Genomic DNA, 23,641 nt, shown 5'->3' with positions numbered 1-23,641 from the left:
GGCAGCTGATTCCCGGCCAGCTTCGCACACGCCGCAGCCTCGTGTCGAAAATGCGCACGCCCGCAATCCGTTCCCATAAACCCACCATCTTTGGGTACAAATAACCGCAGATAACTGACCGTGCCACGCCAACCTCCCAGGAGCGGACACTATCCATGAACCAGATACTTCTCTTTATAGGCCTCGTCATCATTTTGTGCCTGACCATCAAACCCGTCGGCAAAAAGCTCCCCTTCCCCACCCTGCTCATCTTTATCGCGCTGGGCATGCTGCTGGGCGTCAACGGTCCGGCGCACATCGACTTTAGCGACTACGCGCTCACCGAAACCGTCTGCAGCACGGCGCTGCTGTTCATCATGTTCTACGGCGGCTTTAACACCAACATCGACCGCGCCAAGCCCGTCGCCGTACCCGCAGTGCTGCTGAGCACGCTCGGCGTCGTTATTACCGCCGGCATCACGGGCGCCTTTGCACACTTCGCGCTAGGCTTCGACTGGATCGGCGGCCTGCTGCTGGGCTCGGTCGTGGCGTCGACCGACGCAGCGAGCGTCTTTAGCGTGCTGCGCGAGCACAGTCTGTCGCTGAGAGGTGGCACTGACTCGCTGCTCGAGGTCGAATCGGGCTCCAACGACCCCGTCGCTTACATGCTCACCGCCGTGCTTGCAACCCTTGCGGCCGGCGGCGACATCAACATCCCCGTGCTGCTGGCCAAGCAGATCATCCTGGGTATGGGCCTGGGCCTTGTCATCGGCTGGGCATCGGGCCGCTTGATCGAGCGCGCACACGCAACGGCCGAGGGCGCGCAGACTATCTTTTTATTCGCCGTGGCGATCGTCGTCTACGCGCTGCCGAGCTATCTGGGCGGCAACGGCTTTTTGGCCGTGTACCTTGCCGGCATTGTGCTGGGTGCGAGCGACATCACCGGTAAGGTCGAGCTGGCGCACTTCTTTGACACCCTTACCGAGATGGCCGAGATGACCATCTTCTTTTTGCTCGGCCTACTCGTGACGCCCGCGCGCCTGCCGCAAATGCTACTACCGGGCCTGGCACTCATGGCGTTTATGCTCTTTGTGAGCCGCCCCATCGCCGTCGGTCTGCTGTTGGCGCCCTATAAGACAAACCCCCGCCAGGTGGCGCTCGTAAGCTGGGCGGGCCTGCGCGGCGCGGCTTCGGTCGTGTTTAGCCTCTTTGCCGTGGTGGCCGGTGTTCCCGGCGGTCACGACCTGTTTGACCTGGTGTTTGTGATTGCCGTGGCGAGCATTGTGGTGCAGGGCTCGCTGCTGCCTGCGGTGGCAAAGAAGCTCGATATGATCGACGCGGAAGGCGACGTGCGCCGAACCTTTAACGATTACCGCGACGAGGACGGCATGTCGTTCGTCAAGCTCAAGGTGGGCGCGGGCCATCCGTTTGCCGGTCGCTCGCTCGCGGACATCGGCAGTGCCACGGACATGCTCGTAGCCCTGGTACTGCGCGACGGCGCGCACCCGGTGCTGCCCAACGGCGATACCGTCATCGAGGAAGGTGACCTGCTGGTGATGGCCGCGCCAACGTTTGAAGAACGTGCCGAGGTTACACTGCGCGAGGTCACCGTGACGCCCCACGGTCGCCTGGCCGGCCAGCGTCTCCGCGATGTGCCGCAAGGCAAGCACCCGTTTATCGTCGTGATGCTCAAGCGCGATGGCCAAACGATCATCCCCGACGGCAACACCCTCATATACGCCGGCGACGAAGCCGTCATCGCCACGCTGGCGTCGTAGCCACAGGCCGATTTCAGCGAACTCGAAAAGCATGGGGGGCGCGCATTGCCACCCCCCATGCAACTTCAGACAATCGCTCGGCATCATCCCACAGGAACCGTTGCGCTCAGCGCCCTAACCCTTGTCGTAAACGCACTCCCCTGTGGTGAAATCCCACTTGAGGTCCCATGCGTTCTCGGTAAAGTCGTCATACATATCGATCGCGCTCCAGCCGGACACTCCACCGTCGTCAAAACACGTGGGCTCATAGAACGTGTCAAGCTGCGGGTCGATGTCGGTCGTCACCGAAAAGTCTGGGCCGTATGTTCTTCCCAGCGCCACGATATTGTCAATCTGGTCGACGGATTCGACTGCCTTCAACCCCCGCGCAACATCGCCGAGCAAGCCGCAGAAAGCTTCCTTTTCCAGCGGCCTATTGGCGGTCTTAACAGTCTTGACCCACTCTGTGGAAGTGGGGAACATTACGCAGAGCGCGCGAACGACATCATTGCCGGTTTTACAGAGGCCGAACAGCTTTTGGCGCGCTTCGTTTCTCTGCTTTGTCGCCTTGACGCCTATGTACTGCCAATAGTCAATCGTGCCATCCTTTAGAACCGTTCCGTCCTTTAGAGTCACACGAACACCGAGGTACTGCGTTTCGGCCTCAAAATAGCCGGCACAGGGCTTTACCGGCTCAAGCGGATCCCTCAAATTGGGATCGTCATAGCGTGCTTCCTCTTCTGGTAGCTCAAGGCGGTCGATAACAAGCTGCTTGGAGGCATTATCGGGATATTTGCGCAGCTCTTTGCAGATACCAGTTTTAGAACGCTTGCCGATAGAGACCTTATCAAGAATTACTTCGACGCTATCAATATCGTCGAGTGCAACAAAGTGCGCGAGCAGCAACCCGGGCTGCTTCATGGTCCGCTTTACATCCTTCAGCCTCAGTATCGTCATAGCTCCGTCGAAATGGCCTTTTTTGAAAAGCTTGTCCCATTCAATGTAGTCCTCAATAAACGCATAGTCGGGATCTTCCACAATGGCCGTAATCTTCTCGACATCGTTATCGGCAACCAGAGAGGCAAAGTAGGGCGGATCGACATGATCGCATTTTCCGAACAATAGCCGCGAGCAAAGGGCTGCAACGGCGTTGGCCCGATAGCCGTGAATAAGGTGTTTACCATATGCAAAACCTTTTTTATTCGCATGGCGGAGGTCATCGGGTGAAAACTTGACCTGAGCTAGCTCATTTGTCTGCCCATTATGAAAGAGAGGACTGTCGTACTTGGGACAGCCAGTGCTACAGTCATAGACATCGACGGCACAAGAAATGCCCTTCAAAACGTTTGGGAGGAGATTGACAACCTCTTCGATATCCAAATCGACGGCATTGCCATACCAATCGACTTTACATTCAATAAGCAGTTCAAGCCGTACGATATCGCCAAATTTGCGCTCCGGAAAATCCTTCCACTTGGAAATGTAATCGTCACGTCCGAAATAAACGTTATGGGAATCGGGGCCAATGTGGTCAGTCTCGCTACAGCCCAAAAGATCAAACAATTGACGGCTATCACCAGAAAACGAAACCCCCACCTGAGGATCCTCAGGAATCTCGAAAGATGCATTCAGGTTGTCAGCCATTTGTCCAAGAATAGCTTCCCGAGCATCTTTCGTGCTGTATATCCTAATTGTGAGATAATCCTTGCTCATTGCCCGTCCTTTCGTACTGAGACAAGTCGAATGATCGATAGGCCTTGTCCGGAAAAGCGCATAACGCTACATTCAGGATGCTCGTCACGTAATTAAGTGAGTTCACCTATGGCAAGCAGCCCCGCGACCAATGTCGACATGTGTTAACTTAGCCCAGCTGACCACGCCATTTGTTGAGCAACAAGTGCGAGCGGTACCTTTTGAGCCCCGAACGTTACCACAGACTTTAATAACGGCACAAATCAAAAAAGTTGCGGTGAAATAGGAACTGTTTATGCACTCTAAAGCGCAATTAAGTCCCTATTTCACCGCAAGTTATTGGGGGGATAAGGTTGAGGGGCGGCTGTGGCTACCAGCCGTCGTCCGTATCGTCGCCCGCGGCAAGATCTCGGAGGTCGAGGCCTTCGCGTTCGGCTCGGGCTAGGAGCTCTTGGGGCGACTCATCCTCGATATCCACTACGTCGAGCATGGCGGCCGGAAAGCCCACGCCCGCTGCACTCCCCGCGCGATCGAGCAGACTCTCGCGCAGCTGGTCTACGTCCACATCGATCTTCATGGTGAAACCTCTCAACTGACGAACGCGGCAACATAAGCTGCAGGCGAATTATTGCCGCTCGAACTTATGAAAACAGTCTCTCAAAAGCCCCGTCTTCGAGCTCAGCGAGATTGTAAATGGTGTCCATGATTTCGAACGTCTCACGAAGATTGTTGCGAGCGCTCTTCCAGCCGCCTCCGTCAGTTACCCACACAAACTGGAAGCCATCAATCTGTTCAGACTCCTGAGCCATCTCTTTGTAGGAACGGGCCGTCTCGTTCAGCTTGGAGCCTCCGCTGGAATAGAAATTGGTTTCAATACCAAAAATACCGCGCGCGTTACGGACAACAAAATCGAAACGTTTTTCAACGGTCCCGCCGTTGGTTATCTCACCGAGATCAATACCCCAGCGACGCTGCATAACGCTCGCCTTGAGCTCCTTATAGTAGATTCCCTTCCTCACCTGAACATCGTCGAGTTCCATGCCCCCGTCAATGTCACCGCGCACAAGGCCAGCCACCGTCAAGTAGCTTTCGACCAGATTTTCCATAAGATGGCCTCCGCGGTTCTTGCGCCCGTTCGAGTCGAGGCCGACCTCAATTCCCGTCACGTAATCTTGAAGATTGGTAATGACGTGATTCTCCATGAGGCCAAAGAGTCCAGTCGAGCGCATGAAGTCGACATAGTCCTGCACCCGCATGTCGTTATTCTTCTTGAAACTAAAATACCTCAGAGCGCCAGCCTCGTAGACAGGCACCTCAGTAGCCCTAACAGCAATAAGCGTGGGAATAATAGTGAGCACCTTCGGGTATTCCTCCACCAAGGCAATAAAATCGGACTCAATTGCCTGGGATCCGAGCAGCGAGTTCATTAGGTAAAGTTCGGCTTTATGCTTCTCGGCATTGGCAACCACCTTGTCAAAATCAACGTAGTAGTCGTAACTAGCGATAGTGGACTTGAACTGACTTAACCATTCATTGAAGTCTCTGTTATTGTGAGCCATGATGGCGCAGCCTCCTTCTTGAGTCGTTCTGCGGCTATTGAGAGATAGTCTGACGAGGAATCAATTCCCGTCGAATAACGGCCAAGCTTTTTTGCAGACACGCAAGTGGTGCCACTGCCAACAAACGGGTCGAGCACGCGACAGCCCTCTTGAGTCGATGCCTCAATTATACGGTCCAGCAAATATAGCGGCTTTTGGGTCGGGTGTTTTCCGCACGCCTTTTCAGATTTTGGCGTAAGCGGCCCCTCCCAGACATCTTTCATTTGTTTACCGCCATTCATCTCCTTCATCAAAGCGTAATCGAAGTAGTGCTTTGCCTTTTTGCTGTTCTTTTTTGCCCAGAGCACAGTCTCGGTCGAGTGCGTAAAACACCGGCATGCAAGATTCGGCGGTGGATTGAGCTTTCGCCACGTTATGTTATTGAGTATGCGAAAGCCCTCTTGTTCCAACGCCATTCCACATGAATAAATATTGTGAAACGAGCCGCTAATCCAGATAGTTCCTTCAAGCGTCAACAAACGATAGCACTCGCGAATCCAACGCCGATTGAAATCATGCTTTAAATCAACATCGACGCCCTTGTCCCACTCTCCCTTGTTAACACTCACTTGCTTTCCGCCCGAGCAGGAAATGCCATCGTTCGAAAGGAAATACGGAGGATCAGCAAAAATCATATCGAAAGATCCATCAGGCAAGGAAGCCATAACCTCAAAGGAATCGCCGAGCAGTAGTCGCGAAGCGTTGTCTTCATAGAATGCTTTCATGTCTAACGTTCCAGATAGTTAGTAATGATTACTTCAGTACCACATCTCTTAGAAGCATCCGAGTTGATGGCACGCTTCACATCGACAACGTCAATGCGAAAACCATCATAAAGCTCGCGAATAAGCTGCGTGTCATGGTTTGTTAACATGAGAAGGCAGCCTCTGGTGTCAAGCTCGCGATATAAACTAGCAAGACGTCGATGATCTTCCTCCAGAAACCCTTCCTTTGTGTACGCCTCAAACGACGTCTCTTTAAGCGGTGCATAAGGTGAATCAAAAAAGATAAAGTCGCCCGCTTTAGCATCCTTTACGGCGGTTTCAAAATCACCGCACATGATATTGGCGTGGGCAAGAGCATCAGAAACGCAACTGACATTCTCGGCTTCGAACGAAGCCCTTAATGAGTTGTTGTATGGCACATTAAACGCACCTTTAGCGTTAACGCGGTATAGGCCATTAAAACAGTGCTTGTTGATGAAAACCATGAGGGCCGCCGTCTCAACGGTATAAGTACCGAGGGAGAGAAGCTCGTTATATCTGCTGCGCATATCGTAGTAGTACGCTTTACCTTCGGCCTTATCATGCGGAATGGCTGCATCTATCTCTGAAAGCGTTCGAACGAAGTTATCGTGCTCATCTCGTACGCACTCATAAAGATTGATAAGCGCCTGATTAAGATCATTAATCGTCGCCTCTTTGGGCTGAAGATGAAAATAGAGAGCACCCCCACCAAAGAAGGGCTCATAGTAATGCCCATATTTAGCTGGAAGCCGGGAATCGATACGGTCAAGCAGCTGACGCTTGCCGCCCGCCCACTTTATGAGAGGAGAAGGTGTTTCGGTTGTGCGCATATATGCCTATCCTTACGAAAATCATTTAGAAAGAAATAGTAACAGTACGGATGGACATGGCTCTCCTTGCAATTAAGAAGACGCGCACGCATAGCCCTCCTTCACAACTAGCTGTATCTAAAACCGGCATACAGCAATAAGCGCACACCCAAATATCTAAGCCCAACATCCTAATGACAGATTAACCAAGATTGGAAATCGATCATAAACTAACCCCTGAAAAGGCTTTGCTTGAAAGATAGTCGAATCGTGGAACGGTATATCAGTGGGCTTCATAGTCGACCCCGTTTATTCATCATCAAACAGTCCAGCAAAAATCGCCTCGAGATCCTCTTGCGACGTCGGCTGCGTCTCAAGGATGTCGGCATCAATGCAACGAAGCATCGTGTCCTCTTTCCATTTAAGACGGTCGTAGATTTCATGATCAAGCGACCAAGGCTCAGCCTTGCCCAAATCGTAGTCTTCGCAAAGGTAATAATAGTTTGTCTTTTGATCCTGCGGCAGGCCCAGGCGATGGATTCGGTCGCGCGATTGCAACAGATGCACTAAGTTGAAGCTGTACTCGTAATACACAGCATCATGGCAGATGGAATGCAGCGAGACGGATTCGGCCAGCGTATGTGGATTCGTAATGAGCACGGGAAACTTTCCTGCTCGAAAATCGTCTAGATCCTCCGAGCGGCAGACCAAATCGTCCTGGCCATTAATGGTGCGCGCTTCGATACCACAATCAAACAGCCTGCGACGTAAGTCAGCCATACTCTTGATAAAGATGCACCAGACGATAATCGGGCGCCCCTGAGACACAAGATCCTCAATCAGAGAGATGCAACGACTCTGCTTAGAGGAGGCTCCGGCCGAGCGAATCATGCCCACAATCTGGTCTGAATAGTCGACCGCCTCAACTTCGCCGGTTTCCTCATCCTCCTCGATAATCCAGCGATATTCCTCGGGATCGAGCGTCTCGAGCAAGTCAAGCGGATTGTTCTCAAGCTGAAGCACACGTAGCATTAGAGTTAATTTGTTTCGGCGGTATCGATTTTTGACCACACCGAGTAGCATGCTGGTACGCGAATCGGCATCGACATCAATCAGCTCGTCAGGCTCTGCCCTGGGAACACCTAAGTCGTCTTTAGTGGTGCGACAATAAAATGGCTGGAGCTTTCTGTTAATAATCTCCATGTCCGCCTCATCGGCATTCTTCAGCTCGCTCTTCTCAAAGCCAAAGAAGTTGGCGTACTCACGCGGATACAAGATATTCAAGAAGTTATAGATATCGATGTAGCCGTTGGGAATCGGAGTACCTGTCAGGCCAAAGGTATAGGGTGCCTCGCTTGCGATGGCGAGGGCCGCAGTTGCCTGCTTACCCCCAACGCGTTTAACACGGTGAATCTCATCGAAAACAAGCAGTGTCCGGTCGCCGGCGACCTGCTTGAGCTCCTCAGTCACGGTTGGAGCGGCCTCATAGTTCACGAGCAGCAGATTGCGACCGCCCACACTCGTGCGAATATAGCGGCGGCGGTCTGCCCTTCCCAGCTTTTTATAGGCGTCGTCTTGAGTTGTAAACAAACTGAGCCGCCACTTCTCGCCAAAACAAAGTCGCCACTCCGTTGCCCAAGAATCAAAAGCATTCTTAGGGCACACAACCATGATACGGTCGACCTTGCCGCGAGCAGCCAAAAAGGCAAAGGCACCCAGCACCGTCGCCGTCTTGCCCGAACCCGGCACCGAAAAGTTACCGGCGCGCCCCATCGTCGCCAAGAAAAACGCATCTCGCATCTGGCGATCCTTGAGTGGGCGCACCATGGTGGCATCGACCATGCGCGAAAATTCGGCCAAGCGTGCATCATGCTTATGGTCGCCACGCTTGATTTCGTTGCCCAGGCGTGAGCGTTCCTCGGCAAGCTCGCGGACCCGGACAAAGCTCTTCTCAAGATCCTCATCGATGGTTAAATCGACGTTAAGGCGCGACGCAAGACGAGAAAGAGAGCTGACAATTTTATCGAATTCGGTGAAATTACCGATCTCGTTCAGCAGAAACTTGCCATCAAGCTCACACATCACATAGCGCTTAAATTGCGCCTTGAAGCGCGCGTTGCGTCCAACTTCCTTAGCCGTGAGCGGCTCCGGGTCGAGCAGTATTTTATTGCCGGCGGCATACAAACGCATGGGCTAGGCCTCCTGGACCTTCTGTATCGCCTGGGACAGCTCTTCAGCCCGCTGGAGCAATTCGTTCAGCCCCGTCTGCATATCTAAAAGCTGTTCGGGCTCAAGTTTATGTAGCAGGTCCACATCGACACCGTCGAGATTGGACACTGCATCACGCACCGCACGAACCTGCCCGTTCTTGACCTTACGGTTGCCGGCCTTGGTGCGGGCCTTCTCTTGCGATGCCTTAACCTCACCCTTGAGGTCTTTATCCGAAGCGATGTGATCGCGAAGGAATTCAGTGGTGACCTTGGTCCCCTCCGGCAGATCTTCGAACTTCTCAAGCACCTCCACGGCAAGCTCGCTCTGCTCTTCGCGGAATCTTTCATCCTCGATAAGATTATCAATCATATCGCGTACGCTACGAGTACGGTCCCCAAGCGTCGTCATGACAAGATTCGCAAAGATGATGTTCTTGATGTCCTCGCGGTCGTCGGCGTTCTTGCATTTTTTAAGTCTGTTCGCGAGTGACTCGATGGGACCCTGAAGCTTAAGGTCCTGGGCAATATAGAACGCACCGGGAGCTTCAACAAACTCAAGAAACTCCTTCATAATCTGAATCTGCTCAAGCATGCTCTTCATCTCGCTTGACTTGATATTAGCGTGACGAGCATATTCTTCGGCAGTCATGTTGCCACCGTTGACCCACCAGTCAATATCGACCAGGCGCGAGATGGCATCGTAGTCTTGCTTAGTGTCTTCACCCATCTGAATCTCGAGCTCAAGACCCTTGATTGCTTTGTCATCATAGGTATCGGGGAACACAAAGCAGCGCATGGTCCGCGGTATGCCGCCTTCTTCGACCGAAAGCTTGCGCAGGCAGGTGAAACGGCGGTTACCGTCGATGACCACACCGTTCGAAAGAACAATAGCCGGCTGTTGCTGACCCTTCGCCTTGATATCGAGCATCGTGGTCCTAAGACGCTTGGGATTGTCGGCATCAATCATGTCCTGTATCAGATTATCAAGCGCGGCCTGGTCGGAAGGCAGCCCCTCGGGATGGTCTGCCTTATAGCGGCTGATATAGGTCGCAATACGCCCGTTCTGCTTGTTGTAGTGCAGCTTGTCGATTCGCACCTCATAGATAGGACAATCCTGATCCTGGCCATTGATGAACTTACGATCGCTGTTGTTGGTCTTACGCAGCCAGCCCTCGGCTACACCGGTTTCAATAAACTGATTGATATCCATAGCGTTACTCCACTTCCAAAACGAAACGTTCATGATCGATATAGACACGATCGAACTCAGGTGAATAGAACAGCCCAGCTTTACGGACAAGATGGGACAATTGAGCTCGAGTCATGACGATGCCGTAATCATGCTCGAGGTCATCAACCAAATCGTCCAAATCAATCGACACCTCGCGCGCAACAATCGAACAAATGAAATCACACCCCTTCATAGAATATCCTCGCGGCGCAAAGAACTTCACACCAGCCATGGTTCCGGATGCCAACAGCTCGTCTTGAGCCGACAAGACGCTTTCGTAAAACCTGTCGGACAGCTCATACTCAAGAAGCGAAAGGTTCGATACCTTGCGCTTAAGCCACGGCACCGTAAAGTACGGCATGCCGTCTTCAGCGCCATGGCTGACGGCCCCTTCAGCGAACTCATACAAGTCCCTCGTAGTAATCTCAAGGTCAGCCAAGCCAGCCTGAGTAACCCAGCTCGAATCGTCGTACGCAAATAGGTCGCCCTGTCGCAATGCCCGATAAACAAACTGTTTAAATGAGGCGCACTCGGCTAAGACGCTCGGCAAAGAGGAGACATCAACAACTGCACCCTTCATAAGCGAGAGATAGCACTCATACAGGCTCTCGAATGAACTTGAGAATGCACAATCTGAGTAAACCGTGTACCGCGCCTGGTATGCAAAATACTCGATCTTGAAGGCATCGGTAGGCGCACAGCCGGCAAGCAGCGCAAATTGTTCGATGGGATACCAGGGCTCCTCAAGACGAGGTAAATTCGGCGAAGCCTTTAGCCCAGGGACTTGCTCGGGATTAATTGCCACTTCGGTCGCAACCGATGCTTCTGACGTCGATGCCGGCGAGGCATCAGGCCCCGGCTTAACCTCGGTCTCAATCGCGAGCTCGCGCTCGATTTCATTCTCAGGTTCAAGCTCGGGCGCGAATACCGTCTCCGTCCCCTCGACAAGCTCAGCATCAGACTCAATGCGGTCTTCAAGCCACGCACCATCACCATCGGTGAAAACAGTATTGGGCTTAGCGTCGATTTGACTCGACACTAACTGCTCCTCGACACCGCTGAACACTGGATGGAAGGTCTCCGCGTGTGCCTCGATATCAACAAACCAGTCACGGGAATCAACGATATGGGGCGATGTCCGATAAAATAGCGCGCGCTCGTCAAGCCCAAGATTATTGATCTCGCGAAGCGCCTGGGAACATCCCAGCCTATCTTCGCGAATCAGAACGACATCTTCGGGAAGTTCGATGCTATCCAGAATCCCCGCGTAAGCACGTGAGGTATCGTGCCAGAGCAGAACAGAACCGTTGGTTGCATCGAAAAAGGCAGACAGCTGCTCAGAGACAGCGCTTGCGCGAGACTCGGAATCCAAGGGCGCACGAGAGAAGAGCAGATCATGCAGAGGATCGAAACCGATGCCATTTCCCTTAGCGTAGGTTCTAAGCGTTGTCGGTAAGAAACTTGCCCCGTAGCCATCGTAGATAAGCGCCGACATGTCGCCAACGGTCATAGAACCGCAGCGCTCAAGCAGCCACACCATCAAATTGGGAACCGAGAAGGTGCGAACGCCCTTACAGAATACCGGCACGCCCTTTATCGACGTGCGCTTTAGATGACCGCCGACATAGCCCTGCATCATGATTGAGCGCAGAACATAGTCGTCAAGACCAAGGTCTTCCATCGTGTTCACCAGCACATCGAAGACACCAAGCCCCCTTAAGTCCTTCGTCCCATATGGTTTCCTAGGCTCCATCTTTTCGATTGCTGCGCTCAAACAAGCTCGCATCATATCTGCATCAACGGGATGTGGTGCATTTTCAAACGCACGGATGCTCAGATACTCCCCATCGGCAATCTCAATAATCGAGAACGAACGCTCGGCCTTGCGGAGTTCAGATACAAAATCCTTGGCCGAGATAACCTCTTGGGAAAAATCCCCCTCTCCCAACCGGAAACGGTCATGTTTAGCAATCAGCTGAGCAAAGAAAACATGCGAGTCCTCGGAAGCGACCATGATGATTCCACCGTCAAGACGTCGCCCAAACGTCCTCGCGACTTCATCGGTTAAAAGGGCACCGTGCCATTCAGGGTAGATGCGCCTAAACTCGGACTCGACCATCGCTACGGAACATCCGGAAGTAGCGCGCTCAAGAATCTCACCAAGAGCATGCTCCTGCTCATCGCTCAAATCAATCGATTCAACCGAATAGAGCCCGTTCCTACAATAGCGCTCGAACCCGTTGAGAAAGCTACCCCTAAAGGTAGACTCTCGAACACCATAGCGGCGCGCATACTCTTGAGAGATCTCGAAGATATCCGCCGGACCGATGTCTTTTATGACCCCGAGAATCTGAACGGTTCGATCGGCGTGGCCCAGCGTCAACATAGGAACGCGAGAAAACGTCACGTTCTCAATTGGGGCGCACCAACGCGAGAGAACGTAGTGCAACTCGTATTCGTTTTGAATATCAAACGCCTCAAGAAGCCTGGCGATAGGGTCAAGCGTTGTAAGGAGTGCCGTTGAGCATTCTATGTTCATGCCCGAAATCGATGCAACAGCAGCGCGAAGCGGCGCGAAATCATAGCCCGATGCCTTGTAATAGCGAACGCCCCCGCGCTCACCGGCATCATCATTGGGAACGCGTGCGTCCATAACGTCGTCGAAACGGTCAAGGCATGCGCAAAAAGCACGCTCGGACGTTGGGTCGAGTTTCGACACATTCGAAAGATTGTTTGAGGCGATAAACGAGCAATAGAGCTCGAAAAGACCATGCTCACTCATGGGCCCATCGGATTGGTGCGACTTTAAAATATACGAAACGATAGCACCCTTATTGAGTGGCACGCGAACGCCATCGACGACAAGGATATCGTCGAACATGGCTTGGTCGGCAAGAGCGTCACGCAGCTCGGACGACAAATCCGTGTCATCAAGCGCCTGAGATAGCGGACGAAGCTGGGAAGCCTTGGTTTTCGAAGTCATCTTCAGATAATGATAGTCAGCCTCGTCAAGACCGGTTATCACTACAAACTGGCTCGGACTCATGGCGTACCGATCCGTTAGCAAACGATATTCATCAGCCCTCAGGGCAGGACGTTTATCGAACGCCTTGTCACAGACCTGGCGTACGCGCTCTCGCGTAACCGAAAGCTCGTCACCAACTTCCTGAAGCGTTGAGCCTTCAAACCGCATCCTAAGCATGCTTGCTTGGCGCTCATCCAATTGAGCAAGCCATTCGTCAATTGAATACCGATGCGTCCTAATCAATCGCGCATCATAGTCGAAATCTATCGTCCCCTCAAAACGGCTTACGACGCTGGAAGCGGCACTATCCCAAACCTCACCATCAGGAACCATAAACTCGACAAAGGAACCGCCGATATTCTCTCGCTGACGATTGATTTCGCTCACAAGGAAATGCTCACACGAGACAAGCGTCTTCGAATCCTTCTCAATCTCATCAAAAAGCGTCGACACAGCTCTATCGCTGGAATGACCGTCTTCAATCAACGCGCGGGCCTTCTCACCCATAAATACGGCAAAGGACGAACGAAACAACGGATAAGACCGATCAACAAGACGATTCCAGAGTTCATCGAGCACACGACGCACATCGACGCCCAGCGATTCCAGATAATCGCTCACATCAATTTGCTCAACAGGACCCCCGCACCAATCGGGAAGAGGGGCATCCGAAGAAGAATAGAGGTCCGATACCGCGTCGACGATTTTCTTGATTGACGTTTTTCCTAAATGGGGGATTTTTTCCAACCCCTCCAATCCACAAGAATTGAGCGCACCAACGTTCTCGATACCGTTAAGTTCCAAACGTCGTTTAACGGGATCAGGCAAATGCAAGTTAACAATAAGGCGATTAGCCAACGGATCCGATTCGCTCTGTTTTTGAATCGGCAGAACGATAAGGCATCCGTACATATCAAAGGAGAGCTTGCGACAAGAAGAGACGCTGCGCAAAACACCTAGCTGGACCGACGAAAGCGGAGAATCACAAAGCCCAGCCGCCGCAAACAAGAGCTCACGGACTTCTTGAGCCGAACCGGCGCCCATGCCGCGAACACCATCGAGCTTGTCCAGCTTGGAGACGATTCCCGCGACGTTATCGACACCCTCCCTGCCACAGTAATTCAAAAAGCGTGTAGGAAAAACTAGACAGCTTATGGTGTCATCTGCATAAACGGAGCCCTCGAAGAGTTTGTTCGGCGAACTATTGCTCGCAACCGGCAAGGCTTGCCCCAAGAGAATCTCATGAGAATCGTGTACCACGTTCGAAGTTGTCTCCGTCAGTTCACCAATCATATATTCTTCCATATCTCAACACGCTCCTCCGCAAGCGTCTTACTTGATCTTCACCAAGACGTCTCGAACTTGGCCCAACCTTCCTTGCCCCGCTTTCGCTGCTTATTTGAAATAACTTACCCCGCCTGCCTCATCATTTGTTGAGTAACAAGTGCGAGCGGTAGCCATAGCACTACGACCGCAGCGGTCCAATCAAAACAACACGAACGAATACGCGGAGCCCCAAGGGATGCACACTATTGGCCCAGTTCTCTAAGTGCTTGTATGGACGCTGCGCGCGTCTCGGCGTAGGCAAGGCGCGCGTCGCGGAGCTGTTCGTCGAGCTGGTCGACCTGACCGCTCAGCGCATCGATCTGCCTGCCGATTTCCCCCATCTCGACTATCGTATTCCAACCACGTTGATTGGAAAGCTGCTCATGCTTATGGCGCAGCACAAGCAGCTGGTTGAGCAAAGCAACACGTGCCTTGTCGAGCTCTTCCATCTTGTCGCGCGCGGTCTTTACCTCCCTTGCGATGCGCAGCTTTTCCTGCTCTTTTGCAGAGGGCGTAGGGGCGACTTCCGATACAGGCTCTGGCTCAGGTTCAGGCTCGGGCTCCTGTTCAACGTCGAGCGCCTCCTCGGATTCGGGCTCCGCGGAAACCGCATCACCCATCTCCAAAAACGCGCATATGCCCGGCTCCGTTGCCGGCCTTGCCTCGAACACCGTGGCAACCGATCCGTCGCTCAACATCGTGCTCTGCGAGCAAAGCGACTCGACAAAGCTCGCCATAAACAGGCCGAACCCAGAAATCTGCTGAGCCAGACGCTCGTCGTAGGTAACGTGGATCTCGCCCTCATTGCCTTGACGCACCGAAAGCCAGTCGCCCACGCACATCAGCTGCACCAGTGTAATGGGCGTCAAGTCGCCCTCAAAGAGCAACTGCAGGCGGGGCGAAACATCGTCGCGGGGAACAACCGGCTCGGCATGCTTCTCGAGCTCTTCTAACGTGGCACCGACGTATTGGCACAAATCGATGTTGCTCGGAACATCCGTAAAGTGCTCGCGCGCATGGCTCAGGAGCCGCTCACTTTTGTCAGCATTGATACGAATACGCTTAACGGCGTGCGACGACCCATCCCACGTCACATCGGAATGCGTCAAAAACAGCCAGCCGTCGCAAAACAGCTCCATGGCAAAGATGGGAAAGGCTTTCTGCATCGTTTACATCTCCTTGCGTCCTTGCGTATCGTCCGCGGCGTCGTGGTCGTTGATCTCGTTCCGCTGTTCCTCGTCATCGAACAGGCCCTTAAACACCAGCTCCAGATCGCGCTCGTCGGTATAGCCGGGCTCCAGCGTGCCGCGGTCGATCGAGTCGAGCATGACCTGCTCTTTGTGCTGCAATCGCTCGTAGATGTTGCGGTCGAGCGACCAAGGCCCGCCACGGCGTTCGTACACAGCGCGCAGATAGTGGTACTGCGTGTACTGTTCTTGCGGCAGGCCCAGGCGGTGAATGCGATCTTTGGACTGCAGCAGGTGCACCAGGTTGTAGCTGCACTCAAAATAGACGGCGTCATGGCACACGCTGTGGAGCGAGACCGACTCTGCCAGCGTGTGCGGGTTGGTGACCAGCACGCTCGTCTCCCCCGCCTTAAACGAATCGATGATGCGGGCGCGCTTGGGCATATCGGTCGACCCACTGATGGCGCGGGCCGTAATGCCGCGCTCGCGCAGTTCGTGCACCACGTTGCGAATGCTGCGCTTAAAGATGCACCACACGATGACTGACTTGCCCTGGGCTACCAGCGATTCGACCAGGTCCAGGCAGGCGACCATCTTGGCTGTGGGCCGGTCATCCACCTGCAGGCCTTCCAGCGCTTTGCCCGCCCCCGTCTGCACTTCACCATCGAACAGGTCGGCATAGTCGCCGGCGCTCAGGTCCTCGGCCAGCATGCGCGGATCGGACGAAAGCTGCAACAGGCGAATAATCATCTCGAACGGCTCACCCGAAAGCGTACGCAGCACCTTTTGGAACAGCTGCTGCTCCCAGCGTTCCACCGGCACATCGACCAGATGGTCCTCGTTGGCCTGCGGCACGCCCAACTGATGCTTATTGGTGCGGCAAAAGAACGGCGCGATGGACTCGTTAATATGCTCAACGTCGTCCTCACTCGTCGACTTAAGGGCATTGGCGCTCATGCCAAAGTACCAGTTGTAGTCGCGCGGCCACAAACAATGGAGCAGGTTGTACAGATCCTCAAACGAATTGGGAATCGGCGTACCCGTCAGTGCAATAAAATATGGAGCCGCCGCGGCAATTTGCACGGCACTCGCCGCGCGCTTGCCACCCACACGCTTCACCTTGTGCACCTCGTCAAACACCACCAGGGCGCGATCGGCAGCAATGCGAGCGGCCACCTCCCCCAGCGCAACTGACTCGTAGTTGAGCAAAATCATGTCGTAGCGCTTGTAGTCGAACAGCAGGGTGCTGCACTTATCGCGCGTGGAACGACCGCGAAACTCGGGGTCGTGGAAGCACAGCGAGCGCAACGGGCGGTCGGCTCCAAAGCAAGCCGCCCATTCATCACGCCACGAGCCAAAGGCATTCTTAGGCGAAAGCACGATGATGCGGTCGACCAGGTCGCGCTCGCGCAGGTACGCAAACGTGCCCAGGACCGAAGCCGTCTTGCCCGAACCGGGAACGGAAAAGTTGGCGCTGCGGCCCATGGCGCCCATAAAGAACGCGTCCCACAGCTGGCGGTCCTTAAGTGGGCGCTGCATCAGGGTGTCCTCGGCGCGGCGGAACTCATCAAAGCGATCGGCCACCGATTCATCGTGCGCCTTGATCAGCAGGCCCACGCGCGCCTTCTCGCGCAGATAGTCCTCACGTGCCGTAAGGCCGCGCAGCAAGTCGGGGTCCACCTGGCACTCCACGCCAAAGCTTGCCGCCCGCTGCAGCAGCTCGACGATGCGCTTGGCGCCCGGGTCGTCAATCGCCAGCGGAAAGAGTACATCCGCCTCTCGATAGCTCGGTGCATAGCGGCGCAACGCCGAAAGCCGAATCTTCCAGACCGGCTCGCGGCGCAGCTGCTCAACCGTCATGTCGAGCGGCACGACGGAAATGCCGTCGCTATACGAGAGGCGCAGCTTCATTTAGGCTTCCTCGCCGCCCATCCTGTACGAGATCTTGTCCTTGATCATATGCACCCTCGCCTCGAGCTTGGCGACCTCGGCGGCGATATTGGCAATCTCGTCCGCAGGCAGCAAGCCAAAGGTCGATTCCTCCACCTGATCAAGATCCCTGATGGCGCGAATGATCGAGAGCGAAGGCGACTTGAGGGCCTTGTTCATCTTGGTGGTGTTTTCGGCCGACTCCATAACCTCACGGAAGGCCGTCGCCAGCTGAACATCGTCGCGGATCTCGGCGATGTCGGTCGAGGTCACGATCTCTTTGTTCTTCAGGCGCTCGGCAACCTCAAAGGCCAGCTCGTTTTCGCGCTCGATAAAGCGGTCCGCATCGGGGCCCTCCAAAATCGGCTTGATCTTACGGACAAAGCGCACGATGTCGCCCTGCGGCTCGGTAATCATGTTGGCAAAGACGATGTTCTTAACGTCCTCTTCCTGATCGTCGCTCTTGCACTTTTTTAGCACGCCCTGCAGTTCGTTGATAACGCCGGCGACCTTGAGCTCGCGCGCCAGGTGGAACTGGTCCTTGGCGTTGGCAAACTCCAGGAACTCGTTCATATAGCGGGCTTTTACAATCTCCTTCTCGAGCTCCTTGGGCTCAACGCCAATGCACTGGGCATACTCTTCCTTCGAGAGCAAGTTGGAGCTGATGATGTCGTTGTAGATGCCCACCAGGCGGTCGACGGGATCGTAGCCGACCTTCTCTTCCTCGCCATGCTGAATCGAAAGCTCCAGCATCTTGATCTTCTTGGAATCGTTACCCAGGCTCTCGGGAAGAATAACAGCCTCAAACCAGCCAAAGCTTGGGTTTTCGGCGGCAAGACGACGCAGGCAGGTAAAGCGGCGGTTGCCGTCGACGATCAGGCCGTCGGCCAGCACCACGCCGGGGCGCTCTTGCGAACGCAGGGCAATGCTACGCTGCGTCTTTTCGATGGCATCCTTATTGCTGTCGACGATAAAGCCCTCAATGATGTCGTTGCAGGCCGCGACGTCCAGCTCATTAAACGCACCCTCGCCATGCTCGGCCTTATAGCGGCTAATCCACGAGGCGATGCGGTCGTTTTGCACGTTATAGCGCAGGAACTCGAGCTTAATGCTGTAAACGGGATACATCTCGGGCTTGCCGTCAATCACAATCTTATGGTTGGCACCGGTCGGCTTAATGTTGACGCCGTCGCCGATCATTTCGAGCAGGTTCATGTTGACTCCTCCTATTGGTTGTTTTTGATATACAGCTCGCGCAGGTAAGCTGCATTCGCTTCCTTGTTGGGCATGACCATGTCAAGGTCCTCGTTGTAGAACAGGTCTTTGTCCTTGACCGCCCTGATGATGTCGTAAGCGTTAAAGACCACACCGTAATCGTCCTGGAACACATCGATAAGGTCGTCTACGCCAATGGGACCCCTTTGCTTGGCGACATATTCGACCGCATCGGCAATGGAGAAACTCCCTTCCTTTCGGCAGAACATGTAGGTGCCGCCAAAGCGGGTGCGCCTAATCTGTTCTTGCGGCAGCCCGTACACAACAATCGAGTCGAAAAACGCATCGTCAAAGCCGCACTCCTCTGCCACAGCATCGAGCTTGTGCTCAAAGCCCTGCTTGCGCAGGCTTGCCACTGTAAATGGCACGCCCGACTCCGTACGACCAGAAACGGCATATGCATATGAGCTTAGGTCTGTGCGTCGAATTCCCACCGACTCCTCTAGGTGCTTGAGCGAAATAAATGAACCGTGATTACACTCGATAAAGGTGAAGTTGCGTAGCAACTGAGCTATTGCCAGCCTAAAGTCCTGGTGGTTAATGACTTCATCACCAAACCCCGGCGCCCCATAGGCAAAGCTATCGCGCGACATAAGCAGTTTTTCAAACGATTTCCGCAGGTCAACGCCCTTTTTAATAATCAGGTCCCTCGAGACCTCCAAGCCCAGGGGCGCGAGCGTCTGATCGTTAATGAGACGACCGGACGTGGAGCCAAACTTAGCAATAAAGCTCGCCCTGACGTACGGCAGCGATACGTAGTCTTCGGGCACCATGTCCTTGATGAATTGTTGCTGCTCGGCAGAAAGGTCGACATCGACATACGAGTAGCGATCGTTGCGCAGATATGCGTTCATGTCGCGCAGGTAGTTGCTGCGAACCGTCTTCGTGTCTATGCAGTACTTGTCCGCGTAGCGCTGGGCAAACTCCTCGCGCGACAGCTCGGTGCCCGCGTCGCGCAGTACATCGAGCATCTGACGCTTGCGATCCGTCTCGCCCAAGCGTATCACGGGGGACACAACCGTCCGCAAACCGTGCACCGTATCCGGGCGCACGTACGTGCGGATAATCTCGTAGAGCTCCTCGTCATCACGCACGTCGTATAGGTCGCACAACTCCTTGTTCTCGCGCAGGATAAGACCCGTGCCGCACTCGATATTGCGCCCGGCGGCGAGCGTCAGGATCTGACGCAACTCGGACGTGAAGCGGCTGTCGACCTTGTAGGAGCGTATCTTGTTGCCACGCGCCACCAAAAAACTTCCGGTGCCGCGTAATTCGTTAAGGCACTTGGTGTCTTCGGAAGGCATCACCAACATCTGTTTAAAGCCGCACTTGTTATCATCCAAAAACCGCTGGTACTTGATGCGGATGTCTTTGAGCGTGTGGTATTCCTCAACAGCTCCGGTCTCGGCAAAGGCACGTAGCGCGGCACCGCGCGTGGAGAAGCTGCCCAGCTTTTTACGCGCAATCTGCTCGAGCTGGGAGGCGTTGTCCTTTTCAATGTTTACAGGCGCTCGAAGTGTATCCGCGGCAGGACGGCGGTGCAGTTGCGCTATCCTGTCACGCCACTCCTGCGGCAATGTCGGATCATTGGCGGCGCGGCGAAGACTAAACCTGTTCGAGACTTTAATGGCCTTCAGATAGCCAAAGGCCATCGGAGACGCCTGTGTTATCTCGCAAAACGTCTCCACGGTAAGGTCGTAACACGTGTAAAACGAACTAAACTGATCCTCGTCCAATTGCGGACGGTTGCTGATTAGGTCATCACGACGTCGACGCAGAGGACCGAGTCCGGCCGGCTTGTGAGGGTAATCCATAAGGGGCTTGTCGCTAAAGACCCAGCGCAGCAGGTCGGCATCGTCGGCGGGCAGCAACGCCAGCCACGCCTCGATAGACATAGGACCTTTGCCGGTGAGGTCTTCGATTTTGCTGGTAAAGGGCTTTGCCGGCTGTTCCGGGGCCGGGGCGGGAGCTGGCTCCAGAGCGGCAGGGTCAGGCATCTGGTCTGGCTCGGGCTCGGGTGTCGGCGCGGGCTCGGTCGCAGGCTCGGGCTCGGGTGTCGGCGCGGGCTCGGGCTCGGTCGCAGGCTCGGGCTCGTGTGTCGGCGCGACAGCCTGCTCCACCGGCGCGGCCTTCTCCTCGGCCGGTTCGTCAGCGTTTTCGGTTTCCATGCTCGCAAAGTACGCGCGAACCACATCGCATACAGACGGCGCAAGGTCCTTATCGACCTGTGCATATTTAAGCGGGATGGTGCCCTGTCCGTATACGCGCTTCATATACAGGAATGCAGGCTGTGCGGTTTGCGTTAGGCCGTAAAACTCCTTGGCGGAAAGCTTATACGTATGAAAGAGCGGACCAAATGTATCGACGTCAAACGTTGGTCGCCCCGCCATAAGGGCATCGTAACGCTCGCGGATTTTCCAAGCAGACTTGCCAAGGTTATCCATCCAGCGAGCCGGCTTGTCATCGATGAGCATATAGCCCATCAGGATGCGATCCTGGTATGCGAGATCCGTGAACCATCTATTGAACTTTACAATGTCCTGGCCCACGGCAAGCTTAAGCGCCTGTTCCAGCGTAAGATCTTGCACCGGCGGCTGCTCAGACTCGTCATCGGACTGCGCTTCAAGCGCTTCCGTCTGAGCATCCACCTCGCAGTCCGGTTGAACCTCATCGACCGACGTAATAACGTCGTCTGCCGAATCGGCATTTTCGCAGGTAGATTCCGTATTGCTGGCCTCAATATCTTCTTGATCCTGAGGCAGCTCAAAGTTCAGACGCTCAAACGTTTTTACCGCTGCACTAAAGGCGGGATATTCACTTTTGAGACTCGCGAGCGCCGAATTGACAGCGTCCTCTTCGTTAGTGCCCGTCGCAAGCCTACCCGCCAGCCTGGTACAAAAGAGTAGACGGAACGAAGGCTCGTTTACGGCAAGGCCTTCGCGCTGCAGACGGTTAATGGTATCCCTGACAAGACGGTTAACTGCCTCGACGCGCTCGAGCGGCGTGCCAGCAGCTGGATACCAGCCCCCTATTGCAGCCAGACGGGCAAGTTCCATTTCGTCTTTGGTTTTTCCCAGCTGCAAACGACCCGATGGCCACTCATTTAAAGCATCGATAATCGAACCAACCTCAGAAGATGTGAGGCCGCTTCTCCGTAACGCCGTAGCATTGTAGGTGAGCAGCGTAGGCAGGTCGTATATTTTAAGGGTCCATTTTAATTTACGCTGAATTGCCGGAGTAATCGAAAGGTTCCACAGCGAAAGCGGCGCGCCGCCACTCGTATACACCGTGCTAAGTGTTTCGCTAATCGGTCCTTTAATGTTCGCGTAGGCACGGTAATCACGCCCAATGCTGCGCAGATTACCATAGATGTCAAATGTCAGCCTCGCATTGCCCGAAAGTCTGCCGAGCTCTGGCGCCTGTGCGCGATACTGCGGAGATAGCGGCAAAGCATAGGCGGTAAGATGCTTTTCGAAAGCAATGCGTAAGGTCTCGTCCTCAGCCTTGCCTAGCTTGCGCACAAGGCAAAACACATCGTGAATCTCATGCTTGTCGAGGAAGGCAACCTGGGTCTCGGTATCAAACACACAGCGCGGGTCGTCCCAACCGCTCAGGTACTTGGGACGCTCGAGCTTTTTAACGGCGTCCTCGGAAGGCTCAAACTTAGATGCAGCCATGACGCCGGGCTCAAGTTCGAGCTCTGGTTCGGATTCAGAAATGGGCGCAATCTCGGCTTCGGGGTCCGCGACGGTCACGGTCTCTTTAATGGGTTCAAGTTCAGACTCGAGCACAAGCGCGGGCTGTTCGAGCTCGGTGGCGGCCTCGGCCTCAAGGCCATCCGAGAAGGAAATAACCAGCTGCTGCGGCTCGGAAGACAGCGTGAACCTGGGACACTCAGGCTGCACCGGCTCCTGCTGGTCGACTTGAGCCGGCTCCTGCTGCTCGTCCGCCACCTCTGCAGGCTCCGTCGGCGACTCGTATCCCATGAGAGACAGACCGTCGGCCGGCTTCTTGTCATACGAAACACCCACGGCAACAGGGATAGGCCAGCTGCGCCCATTAACCTTCAACTGCACAAGGGTCGAATCTGCACGCAACGAAATGGGACCAAAAGCCATAGGTGCAGGGCCCTCAGGAGTAACGGATTCAACCGCTTCGGGCTCTACAATATCGGCGTCGTCGGCCCACGGCGCCGCCGCGCGCTCAAGTGTCTCAGGCTCTGCGGCTGCGGGCTCTTCGGCATCGCACTCAACGGCCTCAGGCGCAGCCTCTTCAGACTCAACGTTTTCGTCATCAACAACGGTGCCGTCAACGTCCTCGTCCCCAGTGTTTTCGCCCTCGGCATCTTCGCTTTTAACAGCCTCAAGCTCAATGGCATCAGCAGCCACCGGCTCCTCTGCGAGTTCCGCCACCTCCTTGGCCGCACCGGGCGCCATGCTGTACTCGCCGTTAGCGTATAAAAGTTCGCCACCTATAACTAGTTGGGCTAGTGCACGTTCGTATGAGTCATTGATGGTGCGATACACGCTCGAGCGCACCAGCGCTTCGTGCAGTGGGGTATCGGCCTGCGCGACCGCATCCAGAATGAGCGACTCGTAGTACGCGTCTACGTCCATTGAAATGTTTGTTGCACTCACAGCATTGTTGTCCATACAGAAACGACCCCCGATATTCCCCAAACAACCCACTAGCTGTATTGGAAAAAAGGAAGAATTATGCCAATGATTACTTCATACGCCACTTGCGAACGTTTTTGTTTAGCAACATTTTGTTGTGCAATAAATCAACTGTGCATATGCAGATGAGCGGTAGTTTTAATCGGTGAACGGCGATCGCGCACGCCTGAAGGCCCTTTCATTTTCCTTGGCACCAAGGCA

General features: G+C 54.4%; 13 protein-coding genes. 1 reads left to right on the top strand and 12 read right to left on the bottom strand.

Going from position 1 to position 23,641, the window contains the following annotated elements; translation table 11 throughout:
- Positions 1–155: 155 nt before the first annotated feature.
- Positions 156–1,757 (top strand): potassium/proton antiporter, encoded by a 1,602-nt coding sequence (locus ACQRAJ_RS00980; protein WP_427747455.1) that lies wholly within the window; start codon positions 156–158, stop codon positions 1,755–1,757.
- Between the two features lie 114 nt (positions 1,758–1,871).
- On the opposite strand, the gene ACQRAJ_RS00975 is transcribed toward ACQRAJ_RS00980, so the two are convergent.
- The 12 genes from ACQRAJ_RS00975 to ACQRAJ_RS00920 form a co-directional block, all read right to left on the bottom strand.
- Positions 1,872–3,449 (bottom strand): hypothetical protein, encoded by a 1,578-nt coding sequence (locus ACQRAJ_RS00975; RefSeq protein ID WP_427747454.1) that lies wholly within the window; start codon positions 3,447–3,449, stop codon positions 1,872–1,874.
- A 349-nt stretch (positions 3,450–3,798) separates the two neighbouring features.
- A complete protein-coding gene (locus tag ACQRAJ_RS00970; protein WP_427747453.1) occupies positions 3,799–4,005 on the bottom strand; it encodes a hypothetical protein in 207 nt (68 codons plus the stop codon).
- Positions 4,006–4,069: 64 nt separating this feature from the next.
- On the bottom strand, positions 4,070–4,987 hold the full coding sequence (locus ACQRAJ_RS00965) for a type II restriction endonuclease (RefSeq protein WP_427747452.1): 918 nt from the start codon (positions 4,985–4,987) through the stop codon (positions 4,070–4,072).
- The gene (locus ACQRAJ_RS00960) at positions 4,951–5,751 is read right to left on the bottom strand and encodes a DNA-methyltransferase (RefSeq protein WP_427747451.1); all 801 of its coding nucleotides are present in this window, start codon (positions 5,749–5,751) and stop codon (positions 4,951–4,953) included. The genes ACQRAJ_RS00965 and ACQRAJ_RS00960 overlap by 37 nt, the downstream gene beginning before the upstream one ends.
- 2 nt (positions 5,752–5,753) lie before the next feature.
- On the bottom strand, positions 5,754–6,602 hold the full coding sequence (locus ACQRAJ_RS00955) for a DNA adenine methylase (RefSeq protein WP_427747450.1): 849 nt from the start codon (positions 6,600–6,602) through the stop codon (positions 5,754–5,756).
- A 288-nt stretch (positions 6,603–6,890) separates the two neighbouring features.
- Positions 6,891–8,771 (bottom strand): SNF2-related protein, encoded by a 1,881-nt coding sequence (locus ACQRAJ_RS00950; protein ID WP_427747449.1) that lies wholly within the window; start codon positions 8,769–8,771, stop codon positions 6,891–6,893.
- 3 nt (positions 8,772–8,774) lie between these two features.
- Positions 8,775–10,001 carry a ParB N-terminal domain-containing protein gene (locus ACQRAJ_RS00945; RefSeq protein WP_427747448.1) on the bottom strand — a complete coding sequence of 409 codons (1,227 nt, stop codon included), beginning with the start codon at positions 9,999–10,001 and terminating at the stop codon, positions 8,775–8,777.
- A gap of 4 nt (positions 10,002–10,005) precedes the next feature.
- Complete coding sequence (locus ACQRAJ_RS00940) at positions 10,006–14,352, bottom strand: sigma factor-like helix-turn-helix DNA-binding protein (RefSeq protein ID WP_427747447.1); 4,347 nt, start codon at positions 14,350–14,352, stop codon at positions 10,006–10,008.
- Positions 14,353–14,576: 224 nt separating this feature from the next.
- Positions 14,577–15,539 carry a hypothetical protein gene (locus ACQRAJ_RS00935; RefSeq protein WP_427747446.1) on the bottom strand — a complete coding sequence of 321 codons (963 nt, stop codon included), beginning with the start codon at positions 15,537–15,539 and terminating at the stop codon, positions 14,577–14,579.
- Positions 15,540–15,542: 3 nt separating this feature from the next.
- Entirely contained in the window at positions 15,543–17,471 is a 1,929-nt protein-coding gene (locus ACQRAJ_RS00930) for a DEAD/DEAH box helicase (RefSeq protein ID WP_427747445.1), read from the bottom strand.
- Entirely contained in the window at positions 17,472–18,704 is a 1,233-nt protein-coding gene (locus ACQRAJ_RS00925) for a hypothetical protein (RefSeq protein ID WP_427747444.1), read from the bottom strand.
- Positions 18,705–18,715: 11 nt separating this feature from the next.
- Entirely contained in the window at positions 18,716–23,401 is a 4,686-nt protein-coding gene (locus ACQRAJ_RS00920) for a hypothetical protein (RefSeq protein WP_427747443.1), read from the bottom strand.
- Positions 23,402–23,641 lie beyond the last annotated feature (240 nt).

Origin of the sequence: Collinsella sp. SGI.184, from assembly GCF_050313415.1 — a bacterium.
Classification (GTDB): Bacteria; Actinomycetota; Coriobacteriia; order Coriobacteriales; family Coriobacteriaceae; genus Collinsella.
Note: the sequence above shows the minus strand (reverse complement) of the source record. Positions and strands in the feature narration are given on the sequence as shown.

Bases quoted from the DNA above. Each gene is read 5' to 3' on its own strand.
- ACQRAJ_RS00980 (WP_427747455.1), top strand. From the start codon at position 156: ATGAACCAGATACTTCTCTTTATAGGCCTCGTCATCATTTTGTGCCTG.
- ACQRAJ_RS00975 (WP_427747454.1), bottom strand. From the start codon at position 3,449: ATGAGCAAGGATTATCTCACAATTAGGATATACAGCACGAAAGATGCT.
- ACQRAJ_RS00970 (WP_427747453.1), bottom strand. From the start codon at position 4,005: ATGAAGATCGATGTGGACGTAGACCAGCTGCGCGAGAGTCTGCTCGAT.
- ACQRAJ_RS00965 (WP_427747452.1), bottom strand. From the start codon at position 4,987: ATGGCTCACAATAACAGAGACTTCAATGAATGGTTAAGTCAGTTCAAG.
- ACQRAJ_RS00960 (WP_427747451.1), bottom strand. From the start codon at position 5,751: ATGAAAGCATTCTATGAAGACAACGCTTCGCGACTACTGCTCGGCGAT.
- ACQRAJ_RS00955 (WP_427747450.1), bottom strand. From the start codon at position 6,602: ATGCGCACAACCGAAACACCTTCTCCTCTCATAAAGTGGGCGGGCGGC.
- ACQRAJ_RS00950 (WP_427747449.1), bottom strand. From the start codon at position 8,771: ATGCGTTTGTATGCCGCCGGCAATAAAATACTGCTCGACCCGGAGCCG.
- ACQRAJ_RS00945 (WP_427747448.1), bottom strand. From the start codon at position 10,001: ATGGATATCAATCAGTTTATTGAAACCGGTGTAGCCGAGGGCTGGCTG.
- ACQRAJ_RS00940 (WP_427747447.1), bottom strand. From the start codon at position 14,352: ATGGAAGAATATATGATTGGTGAACTGACGGAGACAACTTCGAACGTG.
- ACQRAJ_RS00935 (WP_427747446.1), bottom strand. From the start codon at position 15,539: ATGCAGAAAGCCTTTCCCATCTTTGCCATGGAGCTGTTTTGCGACGGC.
- ACQRAJ_RS00930 (WP_427747445.1), bottom strand. From the start codon at position 17,471: ATGAAGCTGCGCCTCTCGTATAGCGACGGCATTTCCGTCGTGCCGCTC.
- ACQRAJ_RS00925 (WP_427747444.1), bottom strand. From the start codon at position 18,704: ATGAACCTGCTCGAAATGATCGGCGACGGCGTCAACATTAAGCCGACC.